The 21906-nt window shown below is 71.5% G+C and carries 17 protein-coding genes; 5 read left to right on the top strand and 12 right to left on the bottom strand.

Annotated features, from left to right (window positions below):
- Positions 1 to 19: 19 nt before the first annotated feature.
- From ACZ6TV_RS34795 to ACZ6TV_RS34815, 5 genes are read right to left on the bottom strand one after another with little or no spacing between them, the layout of a single operon-like run.
- Entirely contained in the window at positions 20 to 736 is a 717-nt protein-coding gene (locus ACZ6TV_RS34795) for a protein DA1 (protein WP_465301983.1), read from the bottom strand.
- Positions 717 to 1697: a hypothetical protein gene (locus ACZ6TV_RS34800; protein WP_465301985.1), complete on the bottom strand. Its 981-nt coding sequence runs from the start codon at positions 1695 to 1697 to the stop codon at positions 717 to 719. Before ACZ6TV_RS34800 ends, ACZ6TV_RS34795 begins: the two co-directional genes overlap by 20 nt.
- Positions 1694 to 2914 carry a protein phosphatase 2C domain-containing protein gene (locus ACZ6TV_RS34805; RefSeq protein ID WP_465301987.1) on the bottom strand — a complete coding sequence of 407 codons (1221 nt, stop codon included), beginning with the start codon at positions 2912 to 2914 and terminating at the stop codon, positions 1694 to 1696. Before ACZ6TV_RS34805 ends, ACZ6TV_RS34800 begins: the two co-directional genes overlap by 4 nt.
- The gene (locus ACZ6TV_RS34810) at positions 2914 to 3621 is read right to left on the bottom strand and encodes a vWA domain-containing protein (RefSeq protein ID WP_465301989.1); all 708 of its coding nucleotides are present in this window, start codon (positions 3619 to 3621) and stop codon (positions 2914 to 2916) included. The genes ACZ6TV_RS34805 and ACZ6TV_RS34810 overlap by 1 nt, the downstream gene beginning before the upstream one ends.
- Positions 3618 to 5447 carry a caspase family protein gene (locus tag ACZ6TV_RS34815; RefSeq protein ID WP_465301991.1) on the bottom strand — a complete coding sequence of 610 codons (1830 nt, stop codon included), beginning with the start codon at positions 5445 to 5447 and terminating at the stop codon, positions 3618 to 3620. The genes ACZ6TV_RS34810 and ACZ6TV_RS34815 overlap by 4 nt, the downstream gene beginning before the upstream one ends.
- Before the next feature lie 38 nt (positions 5448 to 5485).
- Here ACZ6TV_RS34815 and ACZ6TV_RS34820 point away from each other — a divergent pair, with 38 nt between their 5' ends.
- From ACZ6TV_RS34820 to ACZ6TV_RS34830, 3 genes are read left to right on the top strand one after another with little or no spacing between them, the layout of a single operon-like run.
- On the top strand, positions 5486 to 6427 hold the full coding sequence (locus tag ACZ6TV_RS34820; protein ID WP_465301993.1) for a CHAT domain-containing protein: 942 nt from the start codon (positions 5486 to 5488) through the stop codon (positions 6425 to 6427).
- Positions 6428 to 6469: 42 nt separating this feature from the next.
- On the top strand, positions 6470 to 7918 hold the full coding sequence (locus tag ACZ6TV_RS34825) for a hypothetical protein (RefSeq protein ID WP_465301995.1): 1449 nt from the start codon (positions 6470 to 6472) through the stop codon (positions 7916 to 7918).
- Positions 7919 to 7943: 25 nt separating this feature from the next.
- On the top strand, positions 7944 to 8258 hold the full coding sequence (locus ACZ6TV_RS34830; RefSeq protein WP_465301997.1) for a hypothetical protein: 315 nt from the start codon (positions 7944 to 7946) through the stop codon (positions 8256 to 8258).
- A gap of 2 nt (positions 8259 to 8260) precedes the next feature.
- Here ACZ6TV_RS34830 and ACZ6TV_RS34835 read toward each other — a convergent pair whose 3' ends face one another.
- From ACZ6TV_RS34835 to ACZ6TV_RS34860, 6 genes are read right to left on the bottom strand one after another with little or no spacing between them, the layout of a single operon-like run.
- Positions 8261 to 9241: a hypothetical protein gene (locus ACZ6TV_RS34835; RefSeq protein WP_465301999.1), complete on the bottom strand. Its 981-nt coding sequence runs from the start codon at positions 9239 to 9241 to the stop codon at positions 8261 to 8263.
- Positions 9242 to 9252: 11 nt separating this feature from the next.
- Positions 9253 to 10227 carry a hypothetical protein gene (locus ACZ6TV_RS34840; RefSeq protein WP_465302001.1) on the bottom strand — a complete coding sequence of 325 codons (975 nt, stop codon included), beginning with the start codon at positions 10225 to 10227 and terminating at the stop codon, positions 9253 to 9255.
- A gap of 38 nt (positions 10228 to 10265) precedes the next feature.
- Positions 10266 to 11996 carry an Hsp70 family protein gene (locus ACZ6TV_RS34845; RefSeq protein ID WP_465302003.1) on the bottom strand — a complete coding sequence of 577 codons (1731 nt, stop codon included), beginning with the start codon at positions 11994 to 11996 and terminating at the stop codon, positions 10266 to 10268.
- Complete coding sequence (locus tag ACZ6TV_RS34850; RefSeq protein ID WP_465302005.1) at positions 11993 to 12514, bottom strand: hypothetical protein; 522 nt, start codon at positions 12512 to 12514, stop codon at positions 11993 to 11995. The genes ACZ6TV_RS34845 and ACZ6TV_RS34850 overlap by 4 nt, the downstream gene beginning before the upstream one ends.
- A 31-nt stretch (positions 12515 to 12545) precedes the next feature.
- A complete protein-coding gene (locus tag ACZ6TV_RS34855) occupies positions 12546 to 12950 on the bottom strand; it encodes a hypothetical protein (protein WP_465302007.1) in 405 nt (134 codons plus the stop codon).
- On the bottom strand, positions 12947 to 15592 hold the full coding sequence (locus ACZ6TV_RS34860; protein WP_465302009.1) for a hypothetical protein: 2646 nt from the start codon (positions 15590 to 15592) through the stop codon (positions 12947 to 12949). Before ACZ6TV_RS34860 ends, ACZ6TV_RS34855 begins: the two co-directional genes overlap by 4 nt.
- Before the next feature lie 212 nt (positions 15593 to 15804).
- Here ACZ6TV_RS34860 and ACZ6TV_RS34865 point away from each other — a divergent pair, with 212 nt between their 5' ends.
- Positions 15805 to 16983 carry a hypothetical protein gene (locus ACZ6TV_RS34865; protein WP_465302011.1) on the top strand — a complete coding sequence of 393 codons (1179 nt, stop codon included), beginning with the start codon at positions 15805 to 15807 and terminating at the stop codon, positions 16981 to 16983.
- Here the strand turns inward: ACZ6TV_RS34865 and ACZ6TV_RS34870 are convergent.
- Positions 16980 to 17564, bottom strand: a complete 585-nt coding sequence (locus tag ACZ6TV_RS34870) for a vWA domain-containing protein (RefSeq protein ID WP_465302013.1) — start codon at positions 17562 to 17564, stop codon at positions 16980 to 16982. The two genes, ACZ6TV_RS34865 and ACZ6TV_RS34870, sit on opposite strands and share 4 nt — an antisense overlap.
- A gap of 378 nt (positions 17565 to 17942) precedes the next feature.
- On the opposite strand from ACZ6TV_RS34870, the gene ACZ6TV_RS34875 reads away from it, so the two are divergent.
- Positions 17943 to 21906: LamG-like jellyroll fold domain-containing protein (locus ACZ6TV_RS34875; RefSeq protein WP_465302015.1), on the top strand; the 3964-nt coding region annotated here is incomplete at its 3' end.

Consider the following 21906-nt stretch of genomic DNA (forward strand, 5'->3'; position numbering starts at 1 on the left):
CGGACAGACCCCGGCACCGTCACGGGAGCCGGCCTGTCGACCGCACGGTGGCAAGCACCGTCTTCAGCCCGGACCTGCGCACCGCATCGCGCACCACCCGGAAGCCGGCGCCGTAGTCAGGGTCGGGGTCCGTCTCCATCGCATCGCGCACCAGCCCGGCACGCGGGTCGCGCTGCCGGCGCAGCCACGCGAAGGCCGTCAACTGACAGAGGCCCTCGCCGATGGGTGTGGCGAGCACCGGGAAACCGCGCTGCGCCATCCACGCATGCATCGCCTCATGCGCCACGACCGCGCCGAACTGTGCGTGCGGCATGCCCGCGACGACGACGAGCCGGATGACGGTTTCGCCGGACGACTCGGTCAGTCCCCGGATCTTGGCGGGCCGGGTGCCGGGCAGGTCGTGCAACGCACCGGCGAGCGTCCGGATGGTGCTGTCGGAGACGAGCTCGACGCGCACAGGCCGGCTCAGCCGGATGCCGAGGACGTGCAGGTCCGCCCGGATCGCCGGCAGGACCTTGCGGACCGCGGCCTGGTCGGGCACCACGGTCGAGCCGCAGTCGACGCAGTACGGCGGGTCGGCGGCAGGGGCGCCGCACAGCCGGCAACCGGCCAGCGCGCTGTGCCTGCCGCAGAACCGTTCGCCGAGGGCCGACACCAGCCATGCGTCACCGAGACCGGCGTCGCACAGCCGGCAGGTCCACCCGCCCCGAGCCGGGTCAGCGGGGGATCCAGGCACCGTCGTCACCCCGCTTCCAGCCGGTCACGATCGGCGCCGGCGCGGCCTTGACCTGCTGCCGGGGCGGCAGCGGCGGCAGCCCGATGCGCTGACGCAGGTATGACAGCCAGTCGCGGGCCCGCGGCCGGTCCTCGGGCGCCGCCGACAGGGCCGTGCGCAGCAGCTGCTGTCCCTGCCGGTCCAGCACCCGGTTGGCAGCGGCGGGGTCGCGGTTCACCGACGAGCCGCGGGCGGGTGTCAGGCAGCGCAGGACGAACAGCGCCAGCTTGTACCGGTCCGTCTCCTGCGTCTGCCGGCTGCCTTCCGGCGCGTCCCAGTCAGGGCTGTTCTGCTGCTTGTTCACCACGCCGCTGCCCTTCACCCGGGCCGCGTCACAGTCGACCAGCAGGATCGACGGGCTCGGTCGCAGCCGGTAGAGCACGTTGCGGGCCGACACGTCGCCGTAGACGAGGTTCGCGCCGTGCATGATGGCCATGGCGTACGCCATCCGCACGCAGATCGCGAATCGCGTCCGCAGGTCCGAGTCGTCGGGGACGGCGATCCCCAGGCGGCGCGCGGCGGCCGGGTCGAAGATGAGGTGCTGGATCTCGCGTGGGCCCTGTTCCTGCCGGCCGGACGGCAGCCTGAACCGGTCCATGAACGTGTCGTCGATCAGATGCATCAGGACGCCGAGCGGTGCACCGTCGTCGTCCACGACCACCCGCAACGGCCACACGGCGAGCTGGTCGAAGCTGTCCCGGTTGGACTCGGGCATGTGCAGCCGCGCGTTGACGATCGACCCGAGCCCGGACAGCGACACCGGCAGCGCGGCGCCCTGGTACTGCTTGAACACCAGGGCGCCGGGATCGTCGGGCAGCCGGAAATGCTCCAGCGCCCAGATCGTGCCGTTGGCGCCGGCGTTGAGCCGGTGCCGCGGGCCGAGCCGGGACTCGACGACGGTCAGCTGGGCGGCCGGAGTCACGGACGATCGCTCCCGGCCCAGGGCCAGATCCCGACCACCGTCCTGTCGTCGTCGTAGCTCTTGCGGCCGAACCCGGTCTGTTCGGCGAACCTGGCCAACGTCGGCGGCCGCCGCCACTCGTGCGCGAGCTGCTCGGCGACCTCGCCGGTGGCCGGGCCGAGCGGGTCGCCGATGCCGTCGGTCATGACCAGCAGTTGCGCACCGGTGGGCAGCACCGCGCTGTGCACCGGCAGATCCCGCCGGTCCGCCGGCAGGTGCGGCAGTGCGACGACCGACGAGGAGGCGACCTCCTTCCCGGCGTTCTTGATCGCTGTCAGACAGGTCCAGGTGCCGTCCTGGACGTACCAGGCCGGCGAGTCGCCGATCCAGGCCACATGCACCCGCCGCTCGCCGCGGCGGGCCCTGGTCTCGCACACCAGGACCGTCGCCGTCGTGCCCATCTCCTTCGCCACCTGCTCGGCGTCGACGTGCTCGCCGAGCCGTTTCGCGCCGAGAGCCACGATGGAACCGGCCAGGCCGGTGAACGTCGCGTACCAGTCGACCTCGGCAGGGTCGCCGATCCGCTCGATCTCCGCCGCTACCCGGCCCGGTCCGCGGCGCGCCACGAACTGCGCGGCGAGGTGCGACAGCCGGCCGGCGGACACCCCGTCGGCCACCAGCACCACCAGCCAGTGGCCGTCAGCGGTCACCGCGAAGCCGTAGGAGTCCTGCCGGGCCGTGCCCTTCTGGCGGTGCGACAACCCCCGGACGCTCGCCGCGAGGAGGTAGACCTCCCCGGTCAGCCCCCCGTCGATCACCGTGTCGGGGCCGTTCTCCGGATCGCCCAGCAGCGGCACGACCTCGGCGAACGCCCGCCCGGGATCGCCGATCGACCAGCCGGGCTCCAGACCGTCCACCTCCGGCCGGTCGGGCGCCTCGGCATACCTCTCCCGATCGTCGGCCGGGCCGGCGCGGGCCGGAGGATCCGGGTCCGCCGTGGAGTGCTGCCCCTCGGCTCCACCGCCGGCCGAGGGCCGCCGTGGCAGCGGCCGTTCCCGCGGCTCCGTGTCGGGCGCCGACGACGATCCGTTGCGTGGCCCGGCCGGAATGGTGTGCGGCACGGTCACCGCCGGGCCGTGCTCCAGCTGCTCCTCCTCGACCGACTCCCAGGGACCCGTGCCGCCGCCCGCTCGGACGGCGCTCAGCTTTCCGGTCGGCGTGGGATCCTGGAACGCCATCAGTCGAGCCAGTCTTCTTCGACGTCGAGATCTGCGGGAATCTGGCCCGCACCCGGCAGGATCAGGCCGGACTTGCCGGTGGAGGCACTGTGGCCGGACGCGAGCACCGAGGAGATCAGCACCTCCGCCATCGCCTTGATGGCGGTGGCCGCGTCGCCGTTGGCCTTCATCATGTACAGCTTGCTCTTGGTCTTGGGAAAGACCAGCATCCGCATGATGTCGGCGTCGGCGTCCTCGACACCGAACGGCACCATGACGGGGTAGTACTTGAACCCGGTGTTCGTCGACGGGTCGTATTCGGTCAGCGTGTCGAAGTCGTCCTTCCAGTTGTCGCCGGGCTCGCCGTCGCTGAGGAAGAACACCGCCGGCCGGTGGACCTTGAAGCCGTCGGCGCGCAACTGGGCCACGTCGCTCTCCAGCTGCGAGCGAAGCAGCCGGAACGCCGCACCGAAGCTGGTGCCGCCACGAACCGTCAGCCCGGGCAGGTCGTTCTGCGCCGACACGTCGCACAGCGGCAGCACCACCCGCGCGTCGTCGGAGAAGTCGATGACACCGAACCGGATCTTGTCGTTCAGGATCGGGTTCTTGGCCAGCGAGTCCGCCACCTCGGGCATGATCAGGTTGGCCTGAGCCAGCTTGTTGCCGCTCATGGAATAGCTCACGTCGACGACCAGGTAGAACGGCAGCAGAATTCCCTGCTCACTCATGTGGACACTCCGTTTTGGGTCGAATGACCGGTCGGGCCGCCGGTGACGGCGATTTTCCTGTCCTCGTGCGGGCTCCTGACGGACAGCGGCACGGTGGTCGTCCACCAGTCCCCGGCGGGCATGCTGCTGACGCTGCGCAGATCGCGCCATACCTCGGCGATGGGCGGCAGCTCATACGGTGTGGCGTCCAGGTCGTCCCCGGTGACGATGAGCTTGAGCCAGGTCCAGCCCTGCCGGAACGCGACCGGGCTGCCCTCGGCCGCGGCGGTGACGCTGCCGGCGGCGACGGTCGCGCCGGGGAACAGCGTCGCGCTGACGGCGAAGGTGTCGGTGAGGGTGAGCAGCACGCAGTGCACCCGGGCCGGTCCGTCGTTGCGGAGGCGCACGAAGTAGGGCCGCCCGTGCGCGAGGCGGACGACGCCGTCGGCGGCGGGCCGGACCGGGTCGCGGTCGGGGGGCGCCACTGTCTCGCCCGGCAGCGGTTCGACCAGCTCGACGGACACCTGATCACCCAGGCGGGAGCCGGGGTTCGACAACCGCCACACCTGACGCCAGCGCGCGATGTGTCCCACCTCGCGGGCGATCCGCGCCGCTGCGCCGCCGACCGGCCAGCGGCGGATCGGGCTGCCGTCGCCGTCGGCCAGCCGCAGCCCGCCGTCGTGACCGGCGCCGATCCTCAGCTCGGCGTCATCGGCCACGACCACCGGGTAGGGCAGGCGCCCGGCAAGCATCCCGCCGGCGCTACGGTCGACGGCGACGGTCACGACCGCCAGCGGCGCGGCGGTGACCGCGACCCGGTACACACGGCCACGATCCGGGTCCCAGCCGATCGGTTCGGCGCGGCTGTCACCGGTCCACACCGTCGTCAGCCGCATCTCCCGGCTCACGCCACGGTCGACGACCTTCGTCCGCATCCCCGTGGTGGCACCGTGCGCGGCGCCGACGGTGATCTGCCAGCCGCCCGGCCCCCACCGCATCGTCGGCGTCGGATCGGTCCTGCCGGCCGGTCCACCGAGCACGGGCGAGTCACCGAGGCCGCGGCCGGCCGGTGCCAGCTGCGGTCGCTGCGCCGCCGGCACCCGCTCCATCTCGGTGCGGGTGAGTGCCAGCAGATCGCGGTAGGTGGCCGCGGCGGGACCGCGGCGCAGCGCCCGCGACAGCGCCCAGCTGAAGACGCCGCGGGTGACGCCGTCGAGCGGCTGTTCGACGGCGGTCTCGAACGACCGGCACGCCGACAGCGTGACGTGCCGGTGCGTGGGCGTGCCCGCGGGAAGGTCCGCGTAGCGGGCGACGAGTTCGGGTAGCAGGCGCTCGGTGGTGTCGAGGACGGACGGCCGCGCGGAGCGGCCACGAACGTCACCGCCGCGCGTGGCACCGCCGGAGTGGCAGCTGTCGAGCACGACCAGGACGTGGCAGCCGCTGTCCGCGACGTCGTCGAGCAGCAGCGCCAGCTCCTTGTCGAGGAGGTCCGGCCGGCCGTCGAGGCGGCTGTCCGCACAGACGAGGGTCTGCATGGTGCGACCGTCCGGCTCCAGGTGCCACAACTCGCGCGGCACCAGCATGGAGGAGCCGTGGCCGCTGAACCAGAACACCGCGGTGTCGTTGCTCGTCGCGCGGGCGAGGTGGTCACGGAACCCGTCGATGAGCGCGTCGCGGGTCGCGTCGTCGTCGAGCAGCCTGCGGATCTGCAGGTCGGCGCTGCCACGCAGCCGGGTCGCCAGCGCGTCCGCCGCGTCGGCGATGTCGGCGTGGCAGCCGTGCAGCCTCGACAGGCCGGCGTCGCGGTAACGCTCGATGCCGGCCATGAGCGCATAGACCGTCCCCATGGCCTCATCTGACGGACGCCGGTCCGTCAAAGACCACTGTGCCCGACCTCAACACGTTGGCCGCCGCCACCTTGTCGCAGCTCGCCTCGCCCGGTTCGATCGGCGACCGGATCGCGCACCGCCTGTTCGGTTCGTCGCGGGGCGACCGGCTGCGTCCGGCCGTCGCCGACCTTCGGGCGTGTCCCGGCAGCGCCGCGCTGGCCGAGGTGCTCCGGGCGCAGATCTTCGCGGCGCTGGAGGTGGATCCTCAGCTCGCGTCCGACCTCGCGGGCATGCTCGACGCGCCGCGTCCGTCGCGGTTCACCGTGACCATCGGCCACGCACAGAACATCCAGATCGGCGACGGCAACGTCCAGGACAACGTGTCCGGCGACGGGCCGGCGCGGCCGCTGCCCCGCAACGTGATCCTCACGGTGTTCTCGAACCCGTTCGGCACCGAAGGGTTGCGACTCGACGAGGAGTACCGCGCCATCGCGCAGGCCGTCCGGTCCGGCCGCTACCGTGAGCGGCTGGACATCGTCTCCGCGCCGGCCGTCCGGCACGACGAGATCGGCCCGCACCTGCAGCACCACCGGCCGACCGTCGTGCATCTCGGCGTCCACGGCACCCCGGCCGGCGAGCTGCTCCTCGCCGACGAGGGCGGACGGCCCTTCGGCGTGCCGTCCGCGGCGCTGGCCGACCTGTTCGCCGGCCACGCCGCCACGATCCGATGCGTCGTGCTCAACGGCTGTTTCACCGCGGGCCTGGCAGCTGCGATCGCGGCACACGGACCGTGCGTCGTCGGCACCACCCGGGCGATCGCCGACAAGCTGGCCGTCGAGTTCGCCGGCGCGTTCTATTCCGCCGTCGCCAACGGCCGCCGCTTCGACGAGGCGTTCAACGACGGCCGCAACCGCCTCGATCTCGGTGACCGGGCCGGCGGCGACGGCATCGTGTTCGCGGACGGGCGCGCGGGCCGGTGCGGGAGCGCCGTCGACTGACTGTCCGTCAGAACGCCGCGTGACTATGGCAGGGGGCCGCCAGTGAGAAAAGCGATCCGCCACAACCTCGGTGCCGGTGTCGCTGTCGACCGGTACCTCTGCTCGGCGTCGCATCTCGCGCCCCGCTTCGCCGAATACGTGCTCAACGAGCTCGTCGAGCCCTCGGTCCGGGCCGCTTCACCCGCGTGCGGGGTCGATCTGGTGGCGCTGGCACGGCACGCGAGGTCGGCGCGGGGGCGCGTCGTCAGACTCCGGCAGTCGATGCTGGCAGCGGTGTGCGCCGCAGCGCTGATCCTGCTCGTGGCGGTCGCGGCCGGCTCGCCGGCGCTGGCGCTGCTCGCCGGGCTCGCCGGCGTGATCGGCGTCCATCTGGCGGTCTTCTTCGACCGGCTCGCCCTCTACCGCGTGCTCGGCGAGATGGTCTCGCCCCAGGCCCCGGTGCGTGACCTGGCACCGCCGCTCCCCGCGGACGTCGAGACCCGGCTGGATGCGCTGAACACCAGCAACGTCATCGTCTTCGAGGGCGGCAACACGTTCGTCGCATGGGGACGGCGGATCCGGGACGGCTGGCGGATGAGCCTCGACGCCACCAAACCCGCCACCGACTCGAGCGGCGGCAAACGCACCGTCGTGCCGTTCACGCCGGCCGACCTGCACAAGGCGGTCACCCTGGCCGTCCGCAGGTCGGGCGTGCCCGACATCGAGGTGCACAACCGGCTCTTCGTGGCGAGTCACGCGACCGACGCGGTCCCCGGGCTGCTGCCCGACGAGCTCGACCGGCCCGCCGCCTCGGTGCCGGCGGTCGCGGTGCGACTCGGAATCGACAAGCCCCGGCCGGACATCCGGACCTACCTGTGCGTGGAGAAGACGTCATGGGGTGGCGAACTGGCCGTCAACCTCCACCTCCGCGCGGCCATGGTCAGCGGCGACCTGTTCATCGAATGCCACGCCTATGTGCTGCTGCCGCTACGTGCCGACCTGACCACCGTCGACCACATGCCCACCGGCTCGACCGAGATCACCCTCCGAGCGCTCCGCGACACATTCGGCGCCCTCGGAATCCTGCGCGACATGCCCGGCGAGTGGAGACGTGAGCAGCGGGCCGCCCGGCGACGCCGCAAGGAGCTCACCGAAACCCACCGCGCCATCCGCAAGCGGCGCTCCGTCGGCCGGGGCGCCGGGCTCAGCATCCGGGCCGCCGCGGCCGCGGACGAACGGGTGTTCCTGTTCGCGTACACCGACGAGGAGATGTACCTCAACGCCCTGCAGCGCCACATCCTCGACGCCATCGAAGCATTCCTCGACCAGCACGGCGTCGACACGGCCGACTTCCACCAGAAGCAGACCAACATCGTCAACAACCACACCTACGCGATCGGCGCCGTCAACGCGCAGAACGCCATGGTCGGCTCGGGCAACGTCCAGAACTCGAACTCCGGCTCAGGCCCGTCCCCGCAGCACAGTCCGGCGCCGTGGGCGTCCAACCCGTGATCCGCATCGACCCTGGAGCAGCGTGATGAGCACGTACGACATCGGCTCGGTCAACGCACAGAACGTCCAGATCGGCGACCACAACACGCAGCACAACACGCGGTCCGCCGGCGCGGACCAGTTGGCGGAGCTGGCCGCCGCCATCGACCGGCACGCGTCCCTGATTCCCGACGTCGCCGCCGCCCGGCGCATACTCGGCGTCCTGCGGGTCGCCTGCGCTGCCCGGCCGATCGACATGCAGGACGTGACCCGTGCCGCCGGGGAGCTGACCGCGGCGACGGCGCCCGCGCCCGCCGTCGGCGCCGAGATCGCCCGGCTGCTGCGCCGCGTCCCGCGGTGAGGTCAGGCCGGGACCCAGGCACCGTCGACGCGCCTGCGCCAGCCGGACGGAAGGTGCGCCTGCCGGTCGGGTTGCCGCGCGACGACCGGCTCCGTCCGCAGCGGCGCCTGACCGGTCCGGTCGCACAGGTACAACAACCACTCGCGGGCCGTGGGCCGCTCCGCCGGCGGTCCGGTGACCGCCGCGCGCATGAGGTGCCGCCCGCGACCGTCCAGCACGCCGTCGGCGGCCGCAGGCTCCCGGTTGGTGGACGACCCACGGCCCGGTGTCAGGCAGCGCAGGACGAACAACGCCAGCTTGTACCGGTCGCTGTCCTGGCTCTGCGGGCCACGCTCCGGCGCGTCCCAGTCCGGGCTGTTCTGCTGGGCGACGACCACGCCACTGCCCCGGACCCGGACGGCGTCACAGTCCACCAGCATGATCGTCGGCGCGGGACGCAGCCGGTACAGCACGTTGCGGGAGGACAGGTCGCCGTACACGAGCCCTGATCCGTGGATGATCGTCATGGCGTAGGCCATGTGCATGCAGATGAGCAGGCGGGAGTACAGGTCCTGATCGGCCGGGACGTCAACGCCGGTACGCCTGGCGGCCTCTGACGCGTAGATGAGGTGCTGGACCTCGCGAGGGCCGCGTTCGCGACTCCCGGACGGTAGCGCGAAGTCCGTGAAGAAGCTGTCGTCGATGAGATGCATGAGCACACCGACGGCTGCGCCCGCCGCGTCGAGCACCGCGCGCAGCGGCCAGGCGGCGAGCCGGTCGAGCGCTTCGCGACGGTCCTCGGGCAGCTGATGCCGCTTGTTGACAATGGTCTGCAGGCCCGGCAGCGTGGTGGCGACCGAGGCGCCCTGAAACTGCTTGAAGACGAGACTGCGAGGATCACCGGGCAGGCGGTAGTCCCGCAGCGTCCACAGGACGCCGTTGGCGCCGGCAGCCAGCCGGGTCCGCGGCCCGAGCTGCTGCTCCGCGACGGTCAGCTGCGTCATTGGCGGCATCATCACTTCCGCAGCGTCAACGTCGACCGCTCGCCCGGGCCGGCGAAGTAGCGTGCGCCGCATTCGCGGACCGGTGGCACATTGACGGCGCACCAGTCGTTGGCGGCGGCCGCGTCGGCGAACCGCTCCGGCACCGCGCTCATCCAGGTCGTGCTGCCGGCGCACGGCCCCGAGGTCGCCTGGTCCCTGGCCAGACCGGCCTGGGTGGGCAGCAGCGTCACGGCATCGAACCGGTCGCGCAGGTTGAGGTGGAACGCCAGGATCTGCTGCAGCGTCACATGGGCGATGTCGTCGACGCCGTCAGCGACCCAGTCCGGGCCGATGTCGACGCTCACGCCGACACACTTGCTGGACACCTGCGCCACCCAGGCCCCGACCAGGTTGGTGACCTCGGCCGCGTCCTCGGTGACCTGCCGGTTCAGCTCGTCGAGGGCCTGCTGGTCGGTCAGTGCGAGCGCCTGTGCCGGGGTGACCGGACGGCCGGGTGTCGTCGCCGCCGGACCGGGCGTCGTGGTCGTGGCGGCGGCGGGCGACCGGGTCTGCTGGGTCTGCCGGGCCGCCGTCGTGTCATCGACGACGACCGCCGGGCCGTGCGCGGGTTCCGTGCCGGATGGATCGTTCGAGGTCCGGCCGAGGCCGACCCCGACGCCGAGCCCGACGAGCAGTACCAGAACGATCACCAGGACGCCGGCGAGCTGCCGGGGGCGGGCACCATGCGTCGCCGGTGGACGGGACCACCTGGAGTCCTCCGGCGCCCGCGAAGGCGGCGCCGGCGGCGAGGCAGGCAGCGGGATCGGCGACAGGACCGGCGGCGGATCCGGCAGCCGGGCCGGCGGGTCCGGCGGCGAGGCGGGCGGCGGGTCCGGCTCCGGCGGCGCCACGGCGACAGTGACGGCCGGCATCGGCAGTGCCGCCGGCGGCGGGACGTACGCCGGCCGTGCGACATCCTCGACCAACCGCTGCACCGGCTCACTCATCCCCGCACCTCCTCCGTCGCCGTCCCCGCCGTGCCGGTTCACAGCAGGTAGGCGTGGTTGCGCAGCTCCCGCTCGAGGGCCGCGAGCGCGGCCGGTTCGGCACCCGGCGCGGTCTCTTCCAGGGCCTTCACGAGCACCTCGAGGCGTTGCCGGTCCGCGTCGGCGACGAACGGGATCACCTTGTCCCGGGCGTTCTTCAACGCCACGAGCGCGGTGGGTGACAGGGCCGGCTGCACGACCGCCGTCACGGTGGCGGCCCCGCCACCCGACCGGTCCATGAGACCGTCCACGCGCCGGCGCATCCCGGGCAGCTGCGCACGGTTCTGTCCCGCGCCGAACGCGAGCTCCTCGTCCATCATCACGGTGCCGGTCCGCTGGTCCTTGACCATGACGTGCAGGATGCCGTCGACGTCGTACTCGTAGGTGATGTCGAAGGCGGCGTCGGCCACGAGCCGCTGGGCCGGTAGTTCGATCGACCAGTTCTTCAGCACCACGTTGTCCTCGTGGGTGATCGGCTTGGTCGGGTCGCCCTCGATCACCTCGACGTTGACGGCCTTCTGGAAGTCGACCGCGGGGGTGTAGCTGTCGGTGGCGCTGGCCGGGTACTTGGTGTTGCGCCGGATCAGGACCGAGAACTCGCCCTCCTTGGGCGATGAGCTGTTGTGCACGACGGTCCCCAGGGCGTGCTCCGTGCCGACGTGGAAGTCCAGATCGGTGATGATGCCGCGCAGGATGCCGGCGGCGATCGCGGCGCCCTCACCGATGGCCGTCATCGGGTCGACGCCGCCGCTGATGTCGGTGCCGACGATGTCGGCGACGAACCGCTGGATCATCGGCATCTTCGAACTGCCACCGACCATGACCAGGTGGTCGATGCGCCCGGGGCTCTCGCGCAGGCAGATGTCGACGGGCTCCCTCGTCCGCTGGACGAGCGGCCAGATCGCCTCTTCGAACTGCGACCGGGTCACTTCGAACATGCCCCGGCCACCGGGCAGCGGCACCTGCGCGCTGGTGGCCGACGACAGGTTGATCTTCGCCAGCTCGAGGTTGAGCCGGAAACCGTTGCGGTCCTCCTCCGTCCATTCACCGGAGCCCGCGATCCGCGGCAGCACCGAGGCGAGGAACGCCGCGTCGACGTCCAGGCCGCCGAGCCGCTGGATGCCCTTGGAGGACTGCTCGATGAAGGTGCCCTCGAACGACTGCAGGACCGTGACGTCCAGCGTGCCCCCGCCCCAGTCGAAGACCAGGACCCGCTGGTTCTGGCGGATGACCCGGGCGTGCGCCATCGCCGCCGCGGTCGGTTCGTTGATCAGGGCCATGACCTCGATGCCCGCCAGGCCCGCCGAGAGCTTCGTCCGGTACCGGGCCAGCCCCCGGCTGTTGGCGGGAATCGTCACGACGGCCTGATCGAGGCGGCTTGCGAAGCCCGCCTCGGCGGCCTGCGTCTGGAGATGCCGGAAGAAGATGGCCGCGGCCTCCTCGACCTTGAGCTGCTCGTTGCCGATCATCACGGTGTCCTCGGTGGCGAACAGCCGCTTGACCGCCTCCAGCCGGCTGTTGCCGAGCCGTTTGGCTTCCCAGCCGAAGACCGGCGGGCGATTCGCGACGATGCCGATGACCGACGGCAGGACGTGGTCGAAGCCGGCGCTGCGCCAGGCGTCCGGGGGCGTGTCGAGCGCTACCGCCTCGACGGTCGTCGCCGTTGCACGGGCCACGACACTGTTGGTCGTGCCGAAGTCGATGCCGTAGGCGTCGTTCGAGCCGATCATGCCATTCCTCCTTGCGGTACGTCTTCGGCCACGTCACGGTGCCGGGCACCGGAGTCACGTTGTTCGGGTGCGACGGCCGGCATCCGGCGGGCCCGCCCGAGCCGGATCACCCGGCCGGTCAAGGTGTCCACGTAGGCCGGCTCGATCACCTGGTACTCGCCGCCCCGGTCGGCGACGAGCTCGAACAGCGTGTCGCGTCGAGGGTCCTGCGGGTCGTCGACCCTGAGCAGTGCCGCCTGCTCGAACCAGGAGTCGACCAGCTTCGTCAACTGGTCCGCGTCGGCGGCGTGGTTGAGCGCGACGTCGAGCTGTACGAGCTGCGACAGGTGGTTGAGACGTGCGGAGACGGCGTTGACGACCTGCTTGCGCAGCCCGTCGTAGGCCTCGGCCGCGGCCGACGACGACGGCTCACGGACCATCAGCACCGTTTCCATCTTGTCGATGCGCCGGTCCAGCAGGTCCAGCGCGCCGACGATCTCGGCGAGCTGTTCGATGACCTTGTCCCGATGAGCGAACACTGCAGTCCTCCTGCGATCAGCGATGACGGAGTCACGGCGCGGGTGCATGGATCTGGGACGCCCGTAACAGCGTCAGGTAGCGGAGATAGTCGACGGCGGCGGCCGCCCGCAGTTCCTCCAGTGCGACCTCCGGCAGGCCGTACTGGCGCGGCAGGACCTCCGGGGGCGGCTCCAGCACGCCGTCGCCCTTGACGGTGAAGGCCTCCGGATCCGCGGGAACGCGGTAAAGGTCCATCGCCGCGGCGGGATTGCTGATCCCCTCGTCGACCTCGTTGAGCGCCCAGGTCAGGTCGGTCATCTGGGCGCGGCCGGCGGTGCCCAGCCGGCGCAACGCACGCGCCTTGCGGGCAAAAGCGATGTTTGCCACCTCCCTCGACGACCCGAACGGGATGCCGAGGATGAGGTACGGGTTTCGACTGGTCACGATGGTCCTCACAGCAGCGATCGCAGCCGGGCGATCTCCGTCGCCCACTGGCCGGCAAGGTTGGTCATGAGGTCGCGCTGCTTGACGCGGGGCTCGTCGAGCTCGAATCCGTTCAGCGCCTTGAGGTATGCCCGGCACCGGACGACGTACGTCTCGATCTCGTCGAGCGCCTTCGCCTGCTGCCGGAGGATGGTGGGACGGTTGTACTGGTCCCAGCGCTCGCGGGCGACGAGAGCGTCCCAGACCGTGCCGAACTCGTCCCAGGCCCGTTCGGCGCTGGCCCCGAACGCCACCATCGCGATGCTGACGCACCTGGCCGTTTCCTCGGCGATGTGCTCCCGCTCGGCATCGGTGAGGTCGCCCTGCCGGGCCCAGAACTTGCGTACGGGCGCGAAGATGAGCCGCTGCTCGGCGTGCTCAGCGACCTCGTTGCCATCCTGGCTGATCTTGAAGCAGAGGTGCGCGCCCGCCTGGATGCCGAGAATCAGCTCGTCGACCAGTGTCAGTGCCTGGCCGTCGATCAGGATCTCGATCACACCCGAGAACCCGGCCGCCTTGCCGAAATCCGTGTGCACGACCTCCATCAGCAGCTCGGCGATCCAGTTGCGTTCACGCTCGAGCCACTGCGGGCGGGGGGTCGCCTTCCACTTGCTGACGAGGATCCGGGCGACGTCCTCGAACTGGTCCTTGTAGCCGTCGGCGAGGACCCGGGCCTTGGTCGTGTAGTACCGCAGCGCCTCGCGCTGTGCGGCGTCACCCGATCGCAGGGTGCCCTTCGCGAGCCAATCCTTGTCATTGACGAAGGAGAGGTCGAGCAGCGTCGCGTAGAACCCGAGATCTTCCTGCGGCTGACCGAGCGCCTCACGTACCAGCTGCGCGAGCGGCTCGGGGTAGTCCTTGACCTTGTCGTCGGCCAGCCACAGCCCGATGGCCCGCAGCATGGCGTTCTGCCTGACCTGTGGATCGGCGGTCGACCGCAGCACCGTGCTCAGGTGCGGCAACACCGGCAGGCAGCCCTGCTCCGCGGCGACCAGGGCGGCGTTGACGGCGAGGCCGGTGGTGAGCTGGCTGGCGAGCGCCTCGTGCAGCACCCGCAACGCCTCACCCGCGGCACCTTGCTGCCATTGCGCGTAGGCCACCATGTTCTGCGCCTCGTTGCGGACGCGCTCCACCGTCGACGTGTCGGCGAGCCGCCGCCCGACGACGATGACGTCACCCCATCGACCCTCGAACACGTGCCGCTGGGCGTCACACAGGTCGATCCAGGCGCCGAGCTCCGGATACTTCGCCCGCCGCTCGGCATCGAGGACGAGTTCGCCGCGGTTCGCGACGTCCCGCAGCAGCGGCCAGCAGGACGGGTCCCGGGCGATCTCGTCGGGAACCTCCCTTGCCTGCCCCGGCGCGCTCTGGCGCAACGCGTCCACCAGCTGCAGCACCACCCGCTCGACCGGTCGCACCGCGTCGGGGTCCTGGAACCGGCCCGTCTCGACGAACTCGCGCAATGCCCGGTAGTGGCGCACCGCCGGGTCGGCGGCAGGCAGCGTCGCCAGTTCGGCGTCGTCACCGGCCAGGAAACACCGACGGGCCAGCTCGGCGGTGAAACCGGCCTCCCGCAGGTCGGCGACGCTGGTGCTGCCCGGCTCGGTGCGGCCGCGCAGGTACGCCGTGACCGACGCCGGCAGCGGACCGGCGTCGGGCGGCACACGGGTCAGGACCCGCCGGTCGATGAGCTCGTCGAGCAGCGCGAAGGGCAGCGCACCGAGGGCGGGCACCGCGCCGTCGAGCGAGCTGCCCGCCATGCCGGCCAGGTAGGCATCGAATGCCACCATGGCCGGCGCCGGCACCGGCGGCAGGGACGGGAGACGCTGCGACTGTGCGATGGCGGACGCCACGTGCGTCAGCACGCCTGGCGGATGCCCGCCGGACCGCTCCACCAGTCCCGCGAACGACTGCGCCAGCTCGACGGCGCTCGGTGACGGTCGCCTGCCGAGTGCCGCCTGCAGCGCAGCGGCGTCCGGTGACGTCGCCACGAACGGTGCGAGCAGCGCGCGGGCCCGTGCCATGTGTCCGGGATCGGCTTGCAGCTGCGCCGCCAGACGAGCCAGCAGCGGCACTCGCGCGACGTATCCGTGCGGCGGCAACGCTTCCAGGCAGCCGAGCAAGGTCGGCACGTCACCGGCCTGCGCCGCATGCCATGCGCGATACCAGCTGAGCTCCGAAGCGGGCAGTTGCAGCTCGTCGGCCCGGGCCCCGAGGCCGAGCGTGAGCAGATCGAGTGCGGCTGCCCGGCGGGCGCCGACGCTGGCCATGGCCAGTCGCATCGCGGTCGAGTCGACCAGCTCGATCGACCAGCCACCCTTGACGGCGTCGGTCCGGCGGGCCTGATTCGTCGCCCACAGCCGCCCGGCCGCCCCGAACACCACCGGCGGCGGAACGGTTGTCCGCGGGTACGCGTCGAACTGCGACAGCGGCACCGACGTGAGATTGTCGCCTTTGGACAGCACGCCGACGGCGTCGGGCTGCTCGTCGACGGCGACGGCGAACTTCGACATGAGCCGGCCGCCCATGTTGACCACCCGTCCGACCCTCTCCGCGCCCGGCGCGGGCCCGTCGAGGGGCATCTGGCACTGACCGCAGACCTGCGCCAGGTCCACGGTGGCCCCGCAGGCCCGGCACCATCCTGCTGCCGGCCCCAGGTCGCCGTCGGCTGCCCGGCGTTGCGTTGGTAGCTGCACGCCGGGCGTCGCCGGAAGTCCGCTCGTCACTGCCCTGCCGCCCTTCCCGCTGTCGACCGCGGTCGCCTGCCCGTGCGGGCAGTGGTTCTGGCCGACACTGACGGACAGCCGATGTGGGAGGGTCGAACACCATGGATGACGACGAGCAGATCGCAGCCGCACTCGCCGAGGCCTTGAAGATCGACCCGGCGATCGCGGGCGACCCCGCGCGGCTGTCCCGTGCCCTGCTGGACCTGCTGCCCCACCAGCCACGCATCGTCCGGCTGCTCACCCTCGGCGCCGAACTCGGCCTGCCCTCGGCAACACCGACCGAGGCGCTTGATCGGCTGACCGGCGACGGCGGGCTCCAGCCGGATGTCGCCGTCCGGGTGCTCGCCCACTTCCGATCAGCGATCTCAGGTGAGCCGTTCGAACCGACGGTCGAACCTGTCGGCCGGCCGACCACGATCCGACTGGGGGTCCGGCCGGACGGCCAGGTGACCACGGCGGCGATCTCAGCGTCCGGGGTCTACGCAGTGGACACGGCCCTGACCGCCCGCCCGGGCACCCCGACCCGGTGGCGCCGGATCGCCACGCCGGCAGCCTCGCCGTCCCGTGACGCGGCCCTCGTCGTCGGCACCGGATCCGCGACGATCCTCTGGTCGGACACCGACGGCGTGTACGCCCGCGACCTCACCGGAGGCGAACCCCGGCTGGTGGTCCCGTGCGACCAGCCGCGATACCCACTTGCCGTGCTCGCCGCCGGGTCGGGCAGCCTCGACGTCCTCTGGACCGCGGACCGCACCACCCTGCGTCACACCCTGGTCCGCGACGGGCTGCCGGCACCCGAGCCGGACGACGTCCCGATCGGCGGCAGACCCGGCGAACGCCTGAAGTGTCTGGAGATCGCCCGCGAGAACGAGCACCGGGCCTGGCTGGCGGCCCTGACCGACCAGGACCGGCTGCTGGTCGCACGATGGGACCTGACGATCGGCGACGTCCCGGCATGGACGGAGGTTGTTCCGCCGACCGGCCTGGCGGCCGCGTCGATCGTCCAGCTCGCCGGACAGCCGACGGTGCTGGCCTGCACGCCGTCCGGCCATCTGCTGAGCACCGACGCCCCCCGGGCCTTCACCGGCCAGGCGGCGTGGCACACCGTCGACCGTCCGGCGGCGCTGCCCGCACCGACCGGCGCCTGTGCACTGAGCGCCGCGTCATCGGGCGGCGTCGCATGGTTGGCGGTGGGCGAGGAGAGCGGCGCCTGGCTGGCCCGCCTGGCCCTGCGCGGCGAGGTCCCCGTCATCGGGGCGCCGCACCGGCTCCAGACCTAACGGGTGTGCGGTGTCACCCGGCGGACGATCGCCACCAGCGCGTCGGCGACCTGCCGCGGATCGCCGACGTCGAGCAGGTGGATGCCGGCCCGAAGCCCACTGAGCGCCAACACGTCCACGCCCGGCGGCGCCACGATGTGCACCTGCGGCGGATGCGCCAGCGCCCTGTCGAGCGCTTCCCGGGCCAGGAGAAGCTCCGCCGGCGCGTCGGTCGGCAACCCGTCGGCGACCACCACGACCACCGGCTCGGCGTGCCGCACCCGGTCCGCCGCCAGCTGCGCGGAGTCCGCCGCCGCGGTCTCGGCGACGAGCCGCAGTCCCGCGGCCATCGAACTGAACCCGCCGGCCACCAAACCGGGCAACGACACCACGTCGGCGACAGCCGTCAACGGCATCCGCACGACGGCACCGGCGCCGTAGGACACGAGGCACAGCCGCGCCGCAGCACCACCGACGGCCTCGACCGCTTCCACAATCCCGGGAAGAGCCAGGTTGCAACCGGCGTTGACGTCGTCCAGCACCGTCGATCCGGAGGTGTCGATCAACAGGTACACCGACGGCGTCTCATGAGGAACCCGCATGTCACGCAATTGGACCACAGACCACACGTGCCGCTACAGGCCGGCTTCCACGCCGACTGCCACCAGAGCCGGCGACGCCTCAAGTCTCCGCGCGGAATGACCCTCAGGCGCGGGCGGCGGAGGCGACGGTGGCGCCGTGTGCGGCAGTTTCACCGAGTGCGACCGGTGCTCCCGCGCGATCCGCATCACCTCGCAGCCGGCGCCCGGCAGGCACATCACGAGCCAATGAATATTCACTGATCTCACAATCAGTTCGAGACTATTTATCTGGTCGTTTCCGACATCGGCCGGACTGCCTGCCCCCCACGCGTCGGATCTGATCGATACGTTTTGCGGGCTCGGGCGCCTACCTGCCCGCTCGTAGATTGGATCTGCAGGATGCACACTGATGGTTCACGGGGGCAGCGCAGACGCAGGGTCACGGTCGCGCTGACCATGCTCTTCTCCGCACTTCCCACGCTCATGCCCGACGTCGCGTCCGCCGCACCGGCGGGCCCACCGGCGAATCCGGCCTCCGTCACGCTCACCGCCGAGCAGGCCCTGATCCAGGCGAAGGCGACCCGCAAGCCGGTCGACGTGACCGGCTCGACCACTGCGACCGACACCCTCGTCGCCAACCCGACCGGCACGTTCACGCTCACCCGCGGCGCCTCGCCGGTTCGTAAGCGGGTCGGCGGGCAGTGGAAGACGCTCGACGCGACGTTGCGCCGCAACGGCGACGGCACGATCAGTCCGACGGTGACGACCAGTGGCCTGCGGCTGTCCGGCGGCGGCTCCGGCCCGGCCGTCACGCTCACCGACACCGGCCGGTCGCTCGCGCTCGACGTGCCGTTCGCCCTGCCGGCGCCGGTCCTGGCCGGCGCGACCGCCACCTATGCCGGGGTGCTGCCCGGTGTCGACCTGCAGCTGATCGCCGACACGCAGGGCGGGGTCCGGCAGGTGCTCGTCGTGCGTGACGCGGCCGCGGCCGCGAACCCGGCGCTGGCGAAGCTGCGGATGGGCACCAGGACGGCCGGGCTGTCCGTCACCGCGGACGCGGCCGGCAACCTCACCGCCGCCGATGCGAAGGGCAGGGCGGTCTTCAGCGCCGCCGCGCCGATCATGTGGGACTCGGCCACGCCGGCGACGGCCGGCGCGATGCGGTCCGTGACGCCAGGCGCCCCGGAGGAGCCGTCCACGGCCGAAGGGCCGGGCTCGCACGCGCGGACCGCGCAGCTCGGCACCGCGGCGAAGATGACGTCGGCGACCAGCGGTGAGATCGACCTGGTGCCGGACGCCACCGTGCTGAAGGGCGCGGCCACCACGTACCCGGTCTACATCGACCCGGGCTGGGTGCCGACCAGCCCGGCCAGGAGCGGCTGGGCCACGGTCACGGCCAACTACCCGGGCAGCAACTACTGGAACAACACGCCGGACCCGCAGGGCCGGATGCAGGTGGGCAACTCCGGCTCGATCAAGTCCCGGACGCTGGTCAACTTCGCGATCCCGCTCAGCACCCTCGCCGGCGCCACCATCCAGGAGGCGAAGCTGTACGTGCTCAACGCGTACTCGTACAGCTGCGCGACGAAGCAACTGAACATCACCGCGCCGAGCGCGACCCTCACCTCGGGCAACGCCAACTGGAACGCGTGGAAGGACAGCATGGGCAGCGCCGTCGCCACCGGCACGTTCGCCCACGGGCACGACAGCAGCTGCGCGGCGGCCGGGGAGTCGTTCATCGTCACCGGCACCATTGCCGCGGACGTCGCCGCATGGCGCGGCACCCGCACGTTCGGGATGATGGGCGGTGACGAGAACGTCGGCAACTACAAGGAGTTCAACACCGCCCAGACGACGCTTTCGGTCACCTACAACCACGCGCCGGACAAGCCCTCCGAGCTGAGCACGTCGCCGGCGTCGGCCTGTGGGGCGAGCCCGCCGTCGACGATCGGTGACGGCAACGTCAGCCTGTACGCGAAGGCGTACGACGCCGACGGCAGCACCCTCGGCGTCACGTACGAGCTGTGGAAGACCTCCGACGCCAGCCACACCCTGCTCGCCTCGTCGGACCCGGCGCTGCTGACCACCCCGTCGAACACCAAACCGGTGCTCGTCGTGCCGGTCGCCACGCTACGGACCGCGGCCGCGGGGGCCCTCACCCAGTTCTCCTGGCGGGTGAAGGTCACCGACACCACCTATGAGAGCCCGTGGTCGGACACGTGCACGTTCGCCTACGACCCGACCCGGACCGGTGCGCCGACCGTGACGAAGCCGGCGAGCACGACGATCGGGCAGCCGGCGACGTTCACGATCGCGGGCCCGGCCACCGGCCCGGCGCCCACCGGCTACCTGTACCAGCTCAACGCCGGCCCGCCGACCCAGGTCACCGCGACGTCGGGCAACGCCTCCATCACGGTCACCCCGAACCGGTCCACCAACGTGCTGACCGTGACGAGCCTGTCGGCCGGCAGCAACATCGGTGACAACGCCACCGTCGTGTTCAACTCCACCGCCGCAGCAGCCGCCGCCGACCAGGACACCACCGGCGACGGCAAGGCCGACCTGCACACCGTCGGCGCCGTCAACGGCCTCCCGGCCGGGCTCTGGCAGGCCCGCGGCACCGGCACCGGCATCGACGTGGCCGGTATCAACGTCGGCGCCAACGGCAACGGCGTCGTCGGCGACAACCTGCCGACCAACTTCACCGGCGCCCAGACCGTCACCGGCCGCTTCACCGGCACCGGCCTGCAGGACTTCCTGGTGTACTACCCAGGCGGCGCCAACCCCGGCAGCGGAATGATCATCAGCGGGATCGGCGACGGCTCGATGCTGCAGGCACACCGTTCCGGCAACGAGCACACCATCTCCGCCGGGATGCTCAGCGACATCAACAGCCTCAACCCGCTGCAGGTGGTCAACGCCTACAACAGCGCGGGGCAGGGCCTGGCCTACCCGGACCTGCTCACCGTCAACGGCGACACCACGAACGGCTACTACCTCACCTACATCGCGAGCCAGAACGGCCTGAACAACTACCAGTTCCCGGTCCAGCTGACCACGGCACCACCGGTGGCCGGCACCACCTGGCAGGCGTGGACGATCACCACGGCACAGACGGCGTCGGGCACGCAGATGTTCCTGTGGCACAAGGCGACCGGCGCACTGCACCTGTGGAAGAACGTCACGGTCGACCTCGGGTCCGGCGCGTTGAGTTACACGCAGTACCAGCTGTCATCGAGCTGGAACACGAACGCGACGATCGCGCTGCAGGCGGCGGACATCAACGCCGACGGCACCGCCGACCTGTGGACCGTCGGCGCCTCCTCGGCCGTGCAGGCATGGCTGGTCGGCAACCTCACCGGCAGCACCGGCACCATCACCGGCAAGGGCAACCAGACGCTCATCACCTCCGAGCACTACTGGCCGCTGAACACTTTGACCAGCAACACCGTCGCGGACACCACCGGCGGCAGCACCCTGACCGCCTCCGGCTCCGCCGGCAACGTCGTGCAGCACACCGGTGACACGTTCGATCCGAGCATCCGGCTCAACACGACCGCGTCCGGCACGGTCGCCGCCGGCGCGAACGGGACCCTGATCGGCAGCTCGCCAATCATCAACACCAATGCGTCGTTCTCGGTGTCGGTGTGGGTCAAGCCGACCGCCGCCGGCGGCGTCATCATCTCCGAGGACGGCGCACACACCGCGCGCTTCTACCTGTCCGACAACGCGGCGGACAACACCTGGCGGTTCGGCATGGCCACCTCCGACACCGCCGCGGCGACCTACGACACGGTGACCGTACCGGCCGGCAATCAGCTCGGCGTGTGGACCCACCTGGTCGCGGCCTACGACGCACAGTCCGGCGCGATGACGCTCTACATCAACAAGGTCCACAGGGGCACCGCGCAACACGGCAACGCTGTGACCTGGCCGGCAACCGGCGGATTCGTCCTCGGCAGCGCAATCTTCAACAACGCCCGGGGGTCATACTTCGCCGGACAACTCAGCGGCGCCCAGGCCTGGAACAGCCGGCTCACCGCGGAGATGGTCGGATCACCGGACGGCGGGAGCGCGAGGTCGCCCGGCAAGGTCGACGTCAACGGCGACGGCAAGGCCGATCTCATCGCGCAGAACGGAACCGACACCTGGGTCCGGCTCTCCACCGGCACGTCCTTCGCGACCCCGGTCCAATGGTCGAACGGCGCCTTCGCCGGCCAGATCGCCAACCACATCGGCGACGTCAACGGCGACGGCAAGGCTGACCTCATCGCGCAGAACGGAACCGACACCTGGGTCCGGCTCTCCACCGGCACGTCCTTCGCGACCCCGGTCCAATGGTCGAACGGCGCCTTCGCCGGCC

The sequence above is a fragment of the Dactylosporangium sp. NPDC051087 genome, from assembly GCF_055586325.1.